Origin of the sequence: Micromonospora mirobrigensis, assembly GCF_900091555.1 — a bacterium.
Classification (GTDB): Bacteria; Actinomycetota; Actinomycetes; order Mycobacteriales; family Micromonosporaceae; genus Micromonospora; species Micromonospora mirobrigensis.
In genome coordinates this window covers 282,755-297,089 of the sequence record NZ_FMCX01000003.1, presented here as the reverse complement: position 1 = coordinate 297,089, position 14,335 = coordinate 282,755, and the positions used below count along the sequence as shown (strand labels likewise).

The 14,335-nt window shown below is 75.4% G+C and carries 12 protein-coding genes; 7 read left to right on the top strand and 5 right to left on the bottom strand.

Annotation, left to right across the window (positions count from 1 at the left end):
* Positions 1–35: 35 nt before the first annotated feature.
* Positions 36–1,184 carry an FHA domain-containing protein gene (locus tag GA0070564_RS12510; protein ID WP_091608013.1) on the top strand — a complete coding sequence of 383 codons (1,149 nt, stop codon included), beginning with the start codon at positions 36–38 and terminating at the stop codon, positions 1,182–1,184.
* A gap of 67 nt (positions 1,185–1,251) precedes the next feature.
* Here GA0070564_RS12510 and rocD read toward each other — a convergent pair whose 3' ends face one another.
* From rocD to GA0070564_RS12495, 3 genes are all read right to left on the bottom strand, one after another.
* Entirely contained in the window at positions 1,252–2,454 is a 1,203-nt protein-coding gene (rocD, locus tag GA0070564_RS12505; protein ID WP_091609122.1) for an ornithine--oxo-acid transaminase, read from the bottom strand.
* Positions 2,455–2,465: 11 nt separating this feature from the next.
* Entirely contained in the window at positions 2,466–3,320 is an 855-nt protein-coding gene (gene ddaH, locus GA0070564_RS12500) for a dimethylargininase (RefSeq protein WP_342672547.1), read from the bottom strand.
* A gap of 281 nt (positions 3,321–3,601) precedes the next feature.
* The gene (locus tag GA0070564_RS12495; RefSeq protein ID WP_245669941.1) at positions 3,602–4,477 is read right to left on the bottom strand and encodes a thrombospondin; all 876 of its coding nucleotides are present in this window, start codon (positions 4,475–4,477) and stop codon (positions 3,602–3,604) included.
* A 162-nt stretch (positions 4,478–4,639) separates the two neighbouring features.
* Here GA0070564_RS12495 and GA0070564_RS12490 point away from each other — a divergent pair, with 162 nt between their 5' ends.
* Positions 4,640–5,476 carry an Fpg/Nei family DNA glycosylase gene (locus GA0070564_RS12490; RefSeq protein WP_091608006.1) on the top strand — a complete coding sequence of 279 codons (837 nt, stop codon included), beginning with the start codon at positions 4,640–4,642 and terminating at the stop codon, positions 5,474–5,476.
* On the opposite strand, the gene GA0070564_RS12485 is transcribed toward GA0070564_RS12490, so the two are convergent.
* Both GA0070564_RS12485 and GA0070564_RS12480 read right to left on the bottom strand, forming a co-directional pair.
* Positions 5,473–6,855, bottom strand: coding sequence for an FAD-dependent oxidoreductase (locus GA0070564_RS12485; RefSeq protein ID WP_091609116.1), 1,383 nt, complete (start codon positions 6,853–6,855; stop codon positions 5,473–5,475). The genes GA0070564_RS12490 and GA0070564_RS12485 overlap by 4 nt on opposite strands.
* 62 nt (positions 6,856–6,917) lie before the next feature.
* A complete protein-coding gene (locus tag GA0070564_RS12480; RefSeq protein WP_425412455.1) occupies positions 6,918–8,051 on the bottom strand; it encodes a carboxylate-amine ligase in 1,134 nt (377 codons plus the stop codon).
* Here GA0070564_RS12480 and lysX point away from each other — a divergent pair.
* The 5 genes from lysX to GA0070564_RS12455 all read left to right on the top strand — a co-directional run bounded on the left by lysX (position 8,050) and on the right by GA0070564_RS12455 (position 14,293).
* Positions 8,050–11,541 carry a bifunctional lysylphosphatidylglycerol synthetase/lysine--tRNA ligase LysX gene (gene lysX / locus GA0070564_RS12475; RefSeq protein WP_425412472.1) on the top strand — a complete coding sequence of 1,164 codons (3,492 nt, stop codon included), beginning with the start codon at positions 8,050–8,052 and terminating at the stop codon, positions 11,539–11,541. The two genes, GA0070564_RS12480 and lysX, sit on opposite strands and share 2 nt — an antisense overlap.
* The gene (locus GA0070564_RS12470; RefSeq protein ID WP_091607999.1) at positions 11,538–12,236 is read left to right on the top strand and encodes a DUF998 domain-containing protein; all 699 of its coding nucleotides are present in this window, start codon (positions 11,538–11,540) and stop codon (positions 12,234–12,236) included. The genes lysX and GA0070564_RS12470 overlap by 4 nt, the downstream gene beginning before the upstream one ends.
* On the top strand, positions 12,233–13,021 hold the full coding sequence (locus GA0070564_RS12465; RefSeq protein WP_141714766.1) for an alpha/beta fold hydrolase: 789 nt from the start codon (positions 12,233–12,235) through the stop codon (positions 13,019–13,021). Before GA0070564_RS12470 ends, GA0070564_RS12465 begins: the two co-directional genes overlap by 4 nt.
* 10 nt (positions 13,022–13,031) lie before the next feature.
* On the top strand, positions 13,032–13,343 hold the full coding sequence (locus GA0070564_RS12460; protein ID WP_245669930.1) for a DUF6412 domain-containing protein: 312 nt from the start codon (positions 13,032–13,034) through the stop codon (positions 13,341–13,343).
* Positions 13,344–13,525: 182 nt separating this feature from the next.
* Complete coding sequence (locus GA0070564_RS12455; RefSeq protein WP_091607991.1) at positions 13,526–14,293, top strand: YidC/Oxa1 family membrane protein insertase; 768 nt, start codon at positions 13,526–13,528, stop codon at positions 14,291–14,293.
* Positions 14,294–14,335: the final 42 nt, after the last annotated feature.

Here is a 14,335-nt window from a genome sequence, read left to right as displayed (position 1 = left end):
CCGGAGCCCCGACCAGGCCCCGGTAGGGTCGTGCCATGAGGTTCGAGATCAGCAAGGTGCTGGACGCGATCGAGGGTCGGGTCTGCACCGACCCGGCGTTGGCCCGGGCCGTGGTCGACCTGGCCGAGGTGATCCGCTACCAGGATCTCGACGGCGGCCGACCGGCCAGCCTGCTCCGGCTCGGCATGGTGATCGATGCCCTCTCCCGGCAGTTGGAGGAGGACAGCGTCCCGGTCTACCCGATCGTCCACCGGGCCCTGCTCTCCGACGCCGACCTGACCTCCAACGAGCGGATGGTGGTGCGGCGCTGGGCCGACGACGGCCTGGTGGAGGTGCTGGACCAGCCCGGCGACCGGATGCTGGAGGTGGCCGACCTGCTCGGTCTGCCGGTGCTCAGCCGGGTCCGCTTCGACGGGCTGGGCGGCCGGTTCCCGTGGCTCGGCCAGCCGGGTCGGGTGCTCGCCCCGGTGCCGGGCGCCGGCGGCCCGGTCTTCATCGCCCACGTCGGCGGCGGCCAGGCCCCGATGACCGGCCCGCGCTCCGCGGCGGGCGCGAAGCTGCTGGCCCGGCAGTGGCGGTGCCCCGAGCCCGGCTGCGCCCTGTTCGGCGCGGGCGGCGGTGGCGGGGCCTTCGCCGACCTGGCCCGGGTGGAACGCAGCCCCGCCGGGCAACCGCCGCCCACCCTGCGCGGCGGGGTGCCGACCTGTCCCCGGCACATGACCCGGCTCGGCGACGCCGGCCCGCGGCCGCGTACCGAGGTCCTCGCGGTGCGCATCGGTGGGCTGGTCCGCCAGCGGTTCGTGCTCACCGAGAGTCAGCCGGTGGTGGCCGGGCGGGCACCGGAGCAGGCCGGCGGCGTCACGCTCGGCCAGTGGCTCAACGACGAGGCCCGCCGCTGGATCAGCCGCGGCCACGTCCGCTTCGAACTCCGGGTTGGTGAGGTGATCGTGACCGACACCAGCACCAACGGCTCCGGCATCCGCCCCGCCGGCTCGATGAACGACACCGACCGGATCGCGCTCGCCCCCCAGCAGTCCCGGGTGCTCGGCGCCGGCGACGTGGTCGAGCTCTATCCCGGGGTGCAGATCGGCCGGGCCGAGGAACTGCCCAGCGCCGCCCCGTTCACCCCCGCGTCGGTGATGGCCGAGGCGCCCACCATGGCGATGCGGCTGCCGCGGGTCTGACCGCGGGAGCACGGGAAAGGGCGCCGGGACCGTCGTGGTCCCGGCGCCCTTTCGCGCGTACGGAGGATCAGCCGGCCAGCACGGCGGCGAGCTGCGCCACCGCGTGGTCGATCTCCTCGGCGGTGATGGTCAGCGGCGGGGCGAGCCGGATGGTGGAGCCGTGGGTGTCCTTGGCCAGGACGCCGCGCTCCATCAGCCGCTCGCAGGCCTGCCGGCCGCTCATCAGCGCCGGGTCGATGTCGACGCCGGCCCAGAGACCGCGCACCCGGACGGCGACCAGGCCCTTGCCGAGCAGCCCTTCCAGGCCGGCCCGCAGCCGCTCGCCCAGCTCGGCGGAGCGCTGCTGGAACTCGCCGGTGGCCAGCAGTCGGACCACCTCGGTGGCGACGGCGCAGGCCAGCGGGTTGCCGCCGAAGGTGGAGCCGTGCTGGCCGGGCTGGAGCACGCCGAGCACGTCGGCGTTCGCGGCGACCGCGGAGACCGGGACGATGCCGCCGCCGAGTGCCTTGCCCAGCAGGTACATGTCCGGGGTGACGCCCTCCAGGTCGCAGGCGAAGGTGCTGCCGGTGCGGCCCAGGCCGGACTGGATCTCGTCGGCGATGAAGAGGACGCTCCGGTCGGTGCAGACCTGGCGGACGCCCGGCAGGTAGCCCTCCGGCGGCACCACGACGCCCTGCTCACCCTGGATCGGCTCGAGCAGCACCGCGACGGTGTTGTCGTCGATCGCCGCCTCCAGCGCCGCCAGGTCGCCGTAGGGGACCACCGTGAAGCCGGGAGTGTACGGACCGAAGTCGGCCCGGGCGTCCTCGTCGGTGGAGAAGCTGACGATGGTGGTCGTCCGGCCGTGGAAGTTCCCGTCCGCGACGATGATGTTGGCCTGGCCCGGGGTGACGCCCTTGACCTGGTAGCCCCACTTGCGGGCGACCTTGATGCCGGTCTCCACCGCCTCGGCGCCGGTGTTCATCGGCAGGACCAGGTCCTTGCCGCACAGCTCGGCCAGCTCCTTGCAGAAGTCGGCGAACTGGTCGTGGATGAAGGCGCGGCTGGTCAGGGTGAGCCGGTCGAGCTGCGCGTGCGCGGCCTCGATCAGCCTGGGGTGCCGGTGGCCGAAGTTCAGCGCCGAGTAGCCGGCCAGGCAGTCCAGGTAGCGCCGCCCGTCCACGTCGGTCACCCAGGCGCCCTCGGCGGAGGAGATCACCACCGGCAGCGGGTGGTAGTTGTGCGCGGTGTGACGCTCCGCGTCCCGGACCGCGGACGGCGTCCGCAGCATGTCGTCCACGATCACTTGCTCGCCTTTCCCTGACGGAGTCGCAACGTGCAGCACTTCGGTCCACCGCCGGCCTTGCGCAGCTCGGACAGGTCGATGCCGATGGTCTGGTAGCCCCGGTCGCGCAGCTTCGCGGCCAGGTCGGTGGCCTGCGCCGGCAGGACAACGGTACGGCCGTCGCTGACCGCGTTGAGGCCGAGCACCTCCGCGTCGGCCATCGTGGCCTGGATCGCAATCGGGAAGAGCCGGCGGAGCACGGCCCGGCTGCCGGGGGAGAACGCCTCCGGCAGGTAGGCCACGGTCCGCTCGTCGAGCACGGTCAGCGCGGTGTCCAGGTGGTAGAAGCGCGGGTCCACCAGCTGCATGGTGATCACCGGGTAACCGAAGACCTCCTGGAGCTGCGCGTGCGAGGCGTGGGCGGTGCGGAAGCCGGTGCCGGCGAGCAGGTGGTCACCGACCAGCAGGACGTCGCCCTCGCCCTCGTTGACGTGCTTCGGGTCGTACATCTCGAAGCCGGCGGCCTCGAACCAGGCCCGGTAGGCGGGGGCCTCGTCGGCGCGCTGCGGGTCGCGGAACTGGACCGCCATCGCGTGGCCGTCGATCACCGTGCCGCCGTTGGCGGCGAAGACCATGTCCGGCAGGCCGGCCACCGGGTCGATCAGCTCGACCTCGTGGCCCAGGTCGAGGTAGGTCTGGCGCAGCTGCTCCCACTGCCGGATGGCCAGGTCGGCGTCGACCGGCGCCGTCGGGTCCATCCACGGGTTGATGGCGTAGTCGACGGCGAAGTACGTCGGCCGGCACATCAGGAAGCGCTGGCGGGTGGCGTCCATCGTCATGTCCTGCTCCTGGGGTCGGGCGCGCCCGGCCACCTTCGGCTCGTGGGCTGGCGCCGTTGCTCAACGCTATGTCCCCGGGGCAGTCGACATCCACCGCGAGAAGTTGCGTACGCCAACGGATCGTTGCGTCTGTGCTCGTCTCGGCGAAGGATCGTTGCGTAGGGGCGGTCAGCCCCGGCCCGGACGCCGGTCGGACCCCGGACACGCTTCAGGGGCGGCGAATCGCCGCCCCTGAAAGGATGCGTACCCGGCTGGTGAACCACCAGGCTGGTCGGGCGTCGCCGGCGCACCGCCGGCGAGGTCATAAGTGCCCGTCAGAACCGATCGACAAACTGTGAGTCGAGCCACTCGCGGAACCGGCCCACCCAGTCGCCGTCGGTGGTCGGCCAGTCGAAGAGTCCCGTCATCGCCAGCACGCCCAGCACCACCGCGCCCAGGCCCAGGACGATGCCGAGCAGCGCGTCGGTCTTGCCCGCCACGTGCCGGCGCCGGGTCGCGATCAGCCCCAGCACGGACAGGACCGCGCCGAGCGCGCCCAGGGCGATGCCGTACCCGGCCAGGGTGCCGGTCAGCACGAACAGGGCGCCGGCGACGCCGGCCACCAGCCCGACCGTGGCGAGCAGGCTGGCCCGGGGCTTCGGGCCGACGGCGACCGGCGCGGCGGTCGCGTCCCCGACGGTGCTCTCCCGGCGGTCCGGGATGCCGTCGCCGTCCCGGTCGGCCAGCCGCTCGCGCTGGAGGTTGACCCGCTCCTGCTCCAGGTCCATGGTCCGCTCGGTGGCCGGCTCGGCGACCGGGGCCGCGCCACCCCGCCCGGAAAGGGCCGCCGCTCCGGCGCCGGCCGGCGCGGTGCTGCTCCGGTACGTCGCCCGGTCCGCGTCCCGATCGGTGACGACGGGCCGGGGCTCGGTGCGGTCGGTCGGGTCGACGGTGGGTCGCGGCTCGGTGCGGTCCGTCGGCTCGACGACCGGCTGAGGCTCGGTGCGGTCCGTCGGCTCGACGACCGGCTGAGGCTCGGTGCGGTCGGTCGGATCGACGATCGGCTGAGGCTCGGTGCGGTCGGTCGGGTCGGTGACCGGGGTGCGGTCGATGGTGCCGGTGGCGGTGTCCCGGGCGTCGACCCGGCCGTCGCCGGTCACGTCCCCGGCGGGCGCCGGCTGCTTCCGGCGGGACAGCGAAGGAATGTTCACCTGAGATCCTCCTCGTGAGTGCGTGGAGGCCTCGCCGGGTACCGACGGCTGCCACGCGGTAACGGTGAAGAGGTACCCCGTCGGGGATCCGACGACACCTGACCAGCGCGGCCGTCGATGCCAGCGGGCGGTGCCGGCCGGCCCGACGTAGTCTTGCCACCCGTGCCAGAGGGACACACCATCCACCGCCTGGCGGCGCGGCACGCCCGGCTCTTCGCCGGCAGCACGGTGCACGCCGCCAGCCCGCAGGGCCGGTTCGCCGAGGGCGCCGCCCGGCTCGACGGCACCGTCCTTCGGAGCACCGAGGCGTACGGCAAGCACCTGCTGCACCACCACGCCGGCGAGCTGACCCTGCACGTGCACCTGGGCCTCTACGGCAAGGTCACCGACGGCACCGGCGCGCCCCCGCCCCCGGTCGGCCAGGTCCGGCTGCGGCTGACCCGCGACGGTTCCCCGGCGGAGCCGGGCGGCGCGCACTGGCTGGACCTGCGCGGCCCCACCGCCTGCGAGCTGCTCACCCCGCCCGAGGTGGCCGCCCTGCGAGCCCGGCTCGGTCCCGACCCGCTGCGGGCCGACGCCGATCCCGAGCGGGCGTACGCCCGGATCCGCCGCAGCCCGACGCCCCTGGCCGCCCTGCTGCTCGACCAGTCCGTGGTCGCCGGCACCGGCCTGATCTTCGTGACCGAGGCGCTGTTCCGGGCCGGCCTGGCGCCCACCATGCCCGGCCGGGAGCTGACCCCGGCGGGCTGGCGGGATCTCTGGGCGGACCTGGTGACGCTGATGACCCAGGCCGTCGAACGCGGCCGGATCGACACCGTCCGGGACGCGCACCTGCCCGCGGCGATGGGCCGCGCGGCCCGGGTGGACCGGCACGGCGGCGAGGTGTACGTCTACCGCCGCCCCGGGGCGCCCTGCCACGTCTGCGGCACCGACGTCAGCCGCGGTGAGCTGGCCGGCCGCAACCTCTACTGGTGCGCCACCTGCCAGGTGAGTCCCTAGTCGCGGGTGGCGGCGGCGAGGGCCTCGACGGCCTTGCGGGCGGCGATCAGCACCGGATCCCAGACCGGCGCGTACGGCGGGGCGTAGCCGAGGTCGAGGCCGGTCATGTCGTCCACGGTCATCTCGTTCCACAGCGCCACGGCCAGGGTGTCGATCCGCTTGGCCGCCTCGGACCAGCCGACGATCTGCGCCCCCAGCAGCCGCCCGCTGGGCCGCTCGGCGATCAGCTTCACGGTCATCTTCCGGGCGCCCGGGAAGTAGCCGGCCCGGTTGGTCGACTCGGCGACCACGGAGACGAACTGGAACCCGGCCGCCGCGGCGTCGCGCTCCCGCAGGCCGGTCCGGCCCACCTCCAGGTCGCAGACCTTCGTCACCGCGGTGCCGATCACCCCGGGGAAGGCGGCGTACCCGCCGCCGATGTTGATCCCGGCCACCCGGCCCTGCTTGTTGGCGTGGGTGCCGAGCGGGACGTGCACCGGCAGCCCGCTGACCCGGTGCAGGGTCTCCACGCAGTCGCCGGCCGCCCACACCCCGTCCACCCCGGGCACCCGCATCCGCCGGTCCACCCGGATCGCCCCGCTGGGGCCCAGCGGCAGGCCGGCGGCCTCGGCCAGCGCGACGTTGGGGCGTACGCCCAGGCCCAGGACGACCACGTCGGCGGGGATGGGTCCCTCGGCGGTGAGCACGGCGGCCACCCGGCCGTCCCGCTCGTCGAGGCCGGTGACCCTCACCCCGGCCCGGATGTGGATGCCCACGTCCCGCATCGCCTCGGCGACCAGCTGGCCCATGTCGGCGTCCACCGTCGACATCGGCGTGTCGGCCTGCTCGACCAGGGTGACCGCCAGCCCGCGCTGCACCAGCGCCTCGGCCAGCTCCACCCCGATGTAGCCGCCACCGACCACCACCGCCTCGCGGGGGGCCGGCTCGGCGTCCAGCCAGTCGCGCAGCGCCGCGCCGTCGTCCAGGGTCTGCATGCCGAAGACCCCGGCCGCCGGGGTACGCGCCCAGTCCGGCTTGATCGGCACGGCGCCGGCCGCGTACATCAGGGTGTCGAACGGCTCGCGGACCTCGCGGTCGCCGTCGAGGTCCCGGGCGACGACCTCACGGCGCTCCAGGTCGATGCCGGTGACCTCGTGGCGCAGCCGGACGTCGATGTCGAAGGAGTTCCGGAAGGTGTCCGGGTCGCGGGCGATGAGCTGGTCCCGCTCCGGCACCACGTCGCTGATCCAGTACGGGATGCCGCACGCGGAGTACGACGTGAAGTGACCCCGCTCGAAGGCCACGATCTCCAGCGAGGAGCGGTCCCGGCGGCGCCGGGCCTGCGACGCCGCGGCCATTCCGGCCGCGTCCCCGCCCACGACGATCAACCGTTCCGCCACGGCGCCCATCCTGTCACGTCCCGGTCCGCCGGGCGCCGTTCGTGCCAGGTCGTCACCCTCGCTCAGCCCCGGGTCTGCCGGGCCACGTCCGCCACGACGTCGACCAGGCTGCCGGTGCGTTCGAAGACGGCACGCTGCCGGGCGGCGCCGCTGCCGTGCCGGCGCAGCCCGCCCAGCAGGTCGGTCACCTCGGCCAGGTCGCCGTGCCGCGAAAGCTCCGGCCGGAGCCGGTCGACCAGCCGGTCCAGCAGCTCCCAGGTGGGGCGCAGCTCGCCGTCGGTGACGTCGACGCCCTCGCCCTCCAGGCCGTCGTGGGCGGCCCGCCAGTGCGCGGCGACCAGCAGGTGGTGGTCGGTGTTGATCGGCGGCCGGCCCGCCGCGATGTCGGTCATGGCGGTGGCCACCAGCGCCCGGACCAGGGCCGCGACCAGCACGGCGTCCTCGGCGGACGGGCAGACGTCACCGATCCGGATCTCCACCGTCGGGTACTTCGCCGACAGCCGGGCGTACCAGTAGAGCATGCCCTCGTCGAGCATCACGCCGGTGGCGATCAGCTGCCGGATCAGCCGCTGGTAGTGCTCGTACGACTCCAGGAACGGGGTGGGCGCCACCGACGGCCAGCGTTCCCACTCCACCGACCGCCAGCTGGCGTAGCCGGTGTCCTCGCCCCGGGCGAACGGCGAGTTGGCGGTGACCGCCTGGAGGATCGGCAGCCACGGGCGGACGTGGTTGAGCACCCGCACGCCGGTCTCCGGGTCCGGGATGCCGACGTGCACGTGCATGCCGTTGTTGCCCGGGCCGGGCACCAGCAGCCGGAACCGCTCGATCATCCGGTCGAAGCGGGGCTTGTCGACCACCGCCGGCACCGGGCCGTCCACCGGACCGGTGCCGATCGCCAGGACCCGTACGCCGGCCCGCTCGGCCGCGTCGGCCAGCGCCGCCCGCAGCACGCCCAGCGAGTGCCGGATCGAGGAGAGCTCCAGTCCGGGTGGGCTGCCGATCTCGATCTGGCTGGTCTGGAACTCGCGTTCCACCTGACCGCGCAGCTCGGCCGGCACCTGCTCCATCACCAGGTCCACGGCGGGGACCGCGCGACCGGTGTGCGGGTCGACCAGGAGGAACTCCTCCTCGACGCCCACGGTGAGCAGGTCGGCGCCGACCGGCGCCGCGTTCCGCTCCGCCACCCCGCTGGCCATGGCCACCACCGTCCGTTTCTGCCGATCGCGGCGCACCGCCGCGGTGTCGACCGGACCATTACCCACGGTGGCGATCGGGCGAAACGTCCCCTTCCGGGCCTGCTCCGCCCACCCGCCTACGATGAGCGGCAGGAATCGGCGGGAGCCCCGGGGCGACCGCCCGAGGGAGGTGGCGGTGTCCGCGAACGATCCGCACCCCGGCCCGGAACGGGCCTGGCTGCGGCAGGTGCCGAGGGCCTTCGCCGCCCTGCTCTGGATCGTCGCCACGGTCTGCGCGCTGGCCGCGTTGAGCAGCGCCGTCCGATCCGACATCCAGCCGGTCCGCACGGCCATCGACACGCTGCTGCTGCCCGCCCCGGCGAACCTCGCGTACGCGGTCTTCCTCGGCACCCTGGCCTCGGCGGTGCTGCGGCGCAAGCGGCTGGCGTACCGGGTGCTGGTGGGCTACTTCTCGCTCAGCCTCGTCGTCGGGCTGGTGGCCGGCGGTCTGCTGCTCCTCGTCGGCGCGGACCGGCTCACCGACGACGCCGGGCAGCGGATCTTCAACCTGATCGAGACGGTCGGCGTCTGGGTCGGGGTCGGCTTCGCCGCGGTGGCGCTGGCGCTGCTGCTGGTGGCCCGCCGGGAGTTCTACGCCCGGGTACGCCCCGGCAGCAGTTGGCGGGCGCTGGCGGTCTTCCTCGGGCTGGCCGCGACCGCGGTCGGCCTGGGCTACCTGCTGCTGCTGGTCGAGCCGGGGAGCCTGGTCACCTGGTCGGACCGGCTCGGCTACGCCGCCGAGAAGGTGTTCGGCGGCGCGGTCACCCTGGACCTCACCCGGCGCGGGCAGGCGCCCGGCTGGGTGAACCTGCTGCTCGGCGCGCTCGGGGCGGCCGCCCTGGTGGCCGGGCTGTTCACCCTGCTGCGGTCGCAGCGGGCGGCGGCGGTGCTCCATCCGGACGAGGAGGAGCGGATCCGGGCGCTGCTCGCCCGGCACGGCGGGCGGGACTCGCTGGGCTACTTCGCCACCCGGCGGGACAAGGCGGCGATCTTCTCGCCCAGCGGCAAGGCGGCCGTCACCTACCGGGTGGTCAACGGGGTGAGCCTGGCCAGCGGCGACCCGGTGGGCGACCCGGAGGCGTGGGGACCGGCGATCCGGGCGTGGCTGGCCCAGGCCCGCGAGTACGCCTGGACGCCGGCGGTGATGGGGGCGAGCGAGGCCGCGGCGCGGGCCTACCACCGGCACGGGCTCAAGGTGCTGCACCTCGGCGACGAGGCGATCCTGTTCACCCGGGAGTTCGACCTGACCGGCCGGGACATGCGCCCGGTCCGGCAGGCGGTGCACCGGGTCGAGCGGGCCGGCTACACCTCCCGGGTCCGCCGGCACGCCGACATCCCACCCGACGAGCTGGCCGGGGCGGCCCGGCTGGCCACCCGGTGGCGGGACACCGAGAACGAGCGCGGCTTCTCGATGGCGCTGGGCCGCCTCGGTGACCCGGCCGACGGCGACTGCGTGCTGGTCGAGGCGGTCGACACCGACGGCCGGGTGCGGGCCATGCTGTCGCTGAGCCCGTGGGGCGCCGACGGGGTGTCGCTGGACCTGATGCGCCGGGACCGGACCGCCGAGAACGGCGTCATGGAGTTCATGGTGGCCGCGCTGCTCGGCGCCGGCCCCCGGCTCGGGGTCGAACGGGTGTCGCTGAACTTCGCGGCGTTCCGGTCGGTCTTCGAGCAGGGCGCGCGGATCGGCGCCGGCCCGGTGATCCGGCTCTGGCGGGGGCTGCTGCTCTTCTTCTCCCGCTGGTGGCAGCTGGAGTCGCTCTACCTCTCCAACGCCAAGTACCAGCCGCACTGGACACCCCGCTACCTCTGCTTCGCCGAGCGCCGGGAGCTGGCCCGGGTGGGTCTGGCGGCGGTGGTCGCCGAGGGCTTCCTCGCGCTGCCGGGGGGCCGGCCGGCGCCGTTGCAGGGTGTGCCGCCGGGCGGTGGCGGCGTCGGTTTCGTGCCGCCGGCCGCCGCGGCCGTGCACGCCGTGCCGCCGGAACCGGCCACCGAACGCGCCCCTGAGCAGGTGCTGGTCCGCCGGGCCAAGCTGGAGCGGCTGCGCGCCGACGGCGTCGACCCGTACCCGGTGGGTTATCCGCGCACCACCAGCTGCGCCGCCGTGCGGGAGGCGCACGCCGGCCTGGCGCCGGACACGGCGACCGGCGAGACCGTCGGGGTCGCCGGCCGGGTGCTGCTGGTCCGCGACCACGGACGGCTCTGCTTCGTCACCATCCGGGACGGCAGCGGCGACCTCCAGCTGCTGCTGGAGCACGACCTGGACCGATGGCGGTCCACCGTCGACGTCGGCGACCACGTGGGGGCCACCGGGGAGGTGTACGCCTCCCGACGCGGCGAGGTCTCGGTCCGGGTGGCCGACTGGCGGCTCACCGCCAAGTGCCTGCGACCGCTGCCCGACAAGCACCACGGGCTGGCCGATCCGGAGGCCCGGGTCCGGCAGCGCTACCTGGACCTGGCGATCGACCCCGGGTCGCGGGAGCTGCTGCGGGCCCGCGGCGCGGCCCTGCACAGCCTGCGCGGCACGCTGGTCGGGCAGGGCTTCCTGGAGGTCGAGACGCCAATCCTGCAACGGGTGCACGGCGGGGCCAACGCGCGCCCGTTCGTCACCCACAGCAACGCCTACGACCTGCGGTTGAGCCTGCGGATCGCGCCGGAGCTCTATCTGAAGCGGCTGGCCGTCGGCGGGGTGGAGCGGGTGTACGAGCTGGGCCGGGCGTTCCGCAACGAGGGCGTGGACCACAGCCACAACCCGGAGTTCACCGTGCTGGAGGCGTACCAGGCGTACGCCGACTACCACACCATGCGGGAGCTGGCCCGGGAGCTGATCGTCGCGGCGGCGGTGGCCGTGCACGGGGCGCCGGTGGTCCGCCGGCCGGACGGCGAACTGGTGGACATCGGCGGGCCGTGGCCGGCCCGGACGGTCGACGAGGCGGTCTCGGCGGCGCTGGGCGAGGAGGTCACCCCGGACACCGAGGTCGGCGTGCTGCACAAGCTCTGCGACGCCGCCCGGGTGCCGTACGACCCGCGTTGGGGGCGGGGCGAGGTGCTGCTGGAGCTCTACGAGCGGCTGGTCGAGGCGCGTACCGGGGTGCCGACGTTCTATCTGGACTTCCCGACCGACGTGTCGCCGTTGACCCGGCCGCACCGCACCGATCCCCGGCTGGCCGAGCGCTGGGACCTGGTGGCGTACGGGATGGAGCTGGGCACCGCGTACTCGGAGCTGATCGACCCGGTCGAGCAGCGGCGGCGGCTGACCGAGCAGTCGTTGAAGGCGGCCGGCGGCGACCCGGAGGCGATGGAGCTGGACGAGGACTTCCTCACCGCCCTGGAGTACGCGATGCCGCCCACCGGCGGGCTCGGCCTGGGCGTGGACCGGCTGGTGATGCTGCTGACCGGCCGGTCGATCCGGGAGACCCTGCCGTTCCCGCTGGTCCGGGAGTCCTCGTGAGCCCGACCCGGGCCGGTCGGGGGTGGCCGGCGGCGGCGCTCGCCGTGGCGGCGGTGCTCTACGCCTCGTGGCTGCTCGGGCCGCTGCTGAACCCGGCGCTCGGCCTGACCACCGGGTACGCCAGCGAGCTGGCCGCCCGGGACCAGCCGCACCACCTGGTGTTCGGCCTGGGGGACGTGCTGACCGGGCTGCTCGCCGCCGCCGCGGGGGTGCTGCTGGCGGTGCGCCGGGCGCCCCGGGTGGCCTGGTGGGGGCTGGCCGTCTTCGGGGTGGCCACCGTGGTCGACGGGGGTTTCACCTCGATGGACTGCTCGCCGACCCGGGACGCCCGGTGCGCCGAGCTGGAGCAGGCCGGCGGGCTGTCCTGGCGGCACGAGCTGCACTCGGTCAGCTCGGCGCTGGCGGTGGCCGGCGGGGTGGTCTCGCTGATCGCGCTGGTGGCGGTGCTGCGCGCCCCGGCCTGGCGGCGCGTCGGGGGCGTGCTGGCGCTGGTGCTGCTGGCCGGCACGGTCACCACCCTGTTGGAGGTGGCCGGCCCGGACGGCGCCCTGGGGGCCTGGCAGCGGGTGCAGCTGGTCGGCCTCTCCGGCTGGCTGGCGCTGGCGGCCGCCGTGGCGGCGCGTCCCGAGGCGGTGACGGGCGACGGCCGGCCGGGCGGGTGGGCGTTCGGGCGGCCCGGTCGCGGGCGCCGGTGACGACTCCGGGCGGTCGTGCCCCGGCGGTGCTGCTCTGCCCGGGGATGGGCGAGGGCGCGGACACCTGGGACCGGCTGGTCCCGCTGCTCGTCGGGGCGGTGACGGTCCTGGACCGGGCGGCGGGTGGTCCGGCGCCGACGCTGGCCGGGGAGGTGGCCCGGATCGCCGCGCTGGCCGACGACCGGGACCCGGTGCTGGTGGCCCACTCGGCGGGGGCGCTGGCGGCCGAGGCGTACGCCCGGCTCCACCCGGGCCGGGTCGCCGGGCTGGTGCTGGTGGACCCGAGCGTGGTGCGGCCGGGGACCACCGGCCGGCTGCGGGCGGCGACCGCCCGACTGCTCACCGCCGGCACGCCCGTCCTGGCCGGGGCGCTGGACCGCGCGGGTCTGCCGGGCCGGCTCGGCCCGTGGGCGTGGCGGCGGGCGGCGCGCCGGATGGGCGAGGGCCCGGCGGATCCGGTCCACGCCGCGGCGTACGGGCAGCCGACGGTGCTGGTGCGGCTGGCGGTGGAGTGGCTGGCCCATCCGGCGCTCGCGGTGGAGCTGCTGCTGCTGCGCGAGCGGACGGCCGCGCCGACGGTGCCGGTCCGGGTGCTGACCGCCCTGGGGGACGTCGCGTCGGCGCGGGGGCGGGTGGCCTGGCGGACGGCGCACGCCCGGTTGGCGGAGAGCTTCTCGGCGGGACGGCAGGAGGTGCTGCGCGACGCCCGGCACCTGGTGCACCGGGACCGCCCGGAGGTGGTGGCCGCAGCCGTCACGGCCGTTGGACGTGACAGCGGGTCCTAGGCTGGGTTCCGTGCCGGGTGCGATGGCGGTGGTGACGGGTCTGTGGGCGTACGCGCTCACCGGGCTGGCGCTGCTCGCGGAGCGCCCGGGTGACCTCCTGACCGGCGCGGCGGTGGTGGCCGCGCTGCTGCTGGCGGTCCTGCTGGCGGCCCGGCCGCGGCGCGGGCCGGTGCCGGCCCGGGTGGGCCGGGCGGCCGGGCTGCGGGAGCGGGCCCGGCGCCGGGGGGTGCCCCGCCAGGTCGATCCGGACGCGGCCGGCCGGCCCCGTCCCCGGGCCCCGGGCCGTCGCCCACCGGTCGGGTGGCTCCCGACGGTGGGCTGATCTCCGCGCCCGGGGCGCGCTGATCGGCGTTCCCGTCGTCAGCCGGCTCCCGTGCCCGTCACGGGCGTCGGGGCGGCGTGCCCGACCGGTTCCGCCGTCATCCACCTCCGCCGCCGGCCGTCGGCGCCCCGCCGGGCGCCCACCGGGGCCGGAGCGTCCCGGAACCGACCGAGGGGTCTCCCATGCTCGCCTTCGCACCGCTGCACACCGTCGTCGGCGCCGCCGGCGCCACCGTCTCCTGGCTCGCCGATCTGCTCGGCCCGCTCACCGGCGGTGCGGCCACCGCCGCCGCGATCGTCCTGTTCACCGTCGCCGTCCGGCTGCTGATCTCACCGCTCACCGTGGCGCAGGTCCGCGGCGAGCGGCGCCGGGCCGCCCTCGCCCCGGAGGTACGCGAGCTGCAACGCCGGCACGCCGACGACCCGGCCCGGATGCAGTCGGAACTGTTCGCGCTCTACCGGTCGGCCGGGGCCAGCCCGGTGGCGGGTTGCCTGCCGGCCCTGCTCCAGGCGCCGTTCTTCCTGGTCATGTACCGGCTCTTCGCGACCTCGGACGGCGGCACCGGCCTGATGGGGGAGCGGCTGGCCGGCGTGCCGCTGGGTTGGCACCTGGGTGACGGGCTCTCCGGCCCGGTGGTCGCCGTCTTCGGGGTGCTGCTGGCCGCCCTGCTCGGCCTGGCCTGGTTCTCCTCCCGGCGCGCGAAGCGGGCGGCGGAGGCCACCGGGACGGTGGCGGGGGCGCCGACCGAGGGACCGGGGGCGGCGGTGCTGGGCCGGTTGATCCCGCTGCTGCCGTTCACCACCGTGCTGGTGGCGCTGGTGGTGCCGCTGGCCGCGGTGCTGTACCTGGTCACCACGACGGCGTGGACGGCGCTGGAGCAGGTGGTGCTGCGCCGGCCGCAGGTCGGGTCCGCGGACGGCCGGTCGGAGTCGCTGGACAGAAACAGTTAACTGTCCTAATAATTACTCCCGACGTTGACAGGCATGGATGAA

Bases quoted from the DNA above. Each gene is read 5' to 3' on its own strand.
- GA0070564_RS12510 (WP_091608013.1), top strand. From the start codon at position 36: ATGAGGTTCGAGATCAGCAAGGTGCTGGACGCGATCGAGGGTCGGGTC.
- rocD (WP_091609122.1), bottom strand. From the start codon at position 2,454: ATGCTGCGGACGCCGTCCGCGGTCCGGGACGCGGAGCGTCACACCGCG.
- lysX (WP_425412472.1), top strand. From the start codon at position 8,050: ATGGCCACCACCGTCCGTTTCTGCCGATCGCGGCGCACCGCCGCGGTG.
- GA0070564_RS12480 (WP_425412455.1), bottom strand. From the start codon at position 8,051: ATGGCCAGCGGGGTGGCGGAGCGGAACGCGGCGCCGGTCGGCGCCGAC.
- GA0070564_RS12455 (WP_091607991.1), top strand. From the start codon at position 13,526: ATGCTCGCCTTCGCACCGCTGCACACCGTCGTCGGCGCCGCCGGCGCC.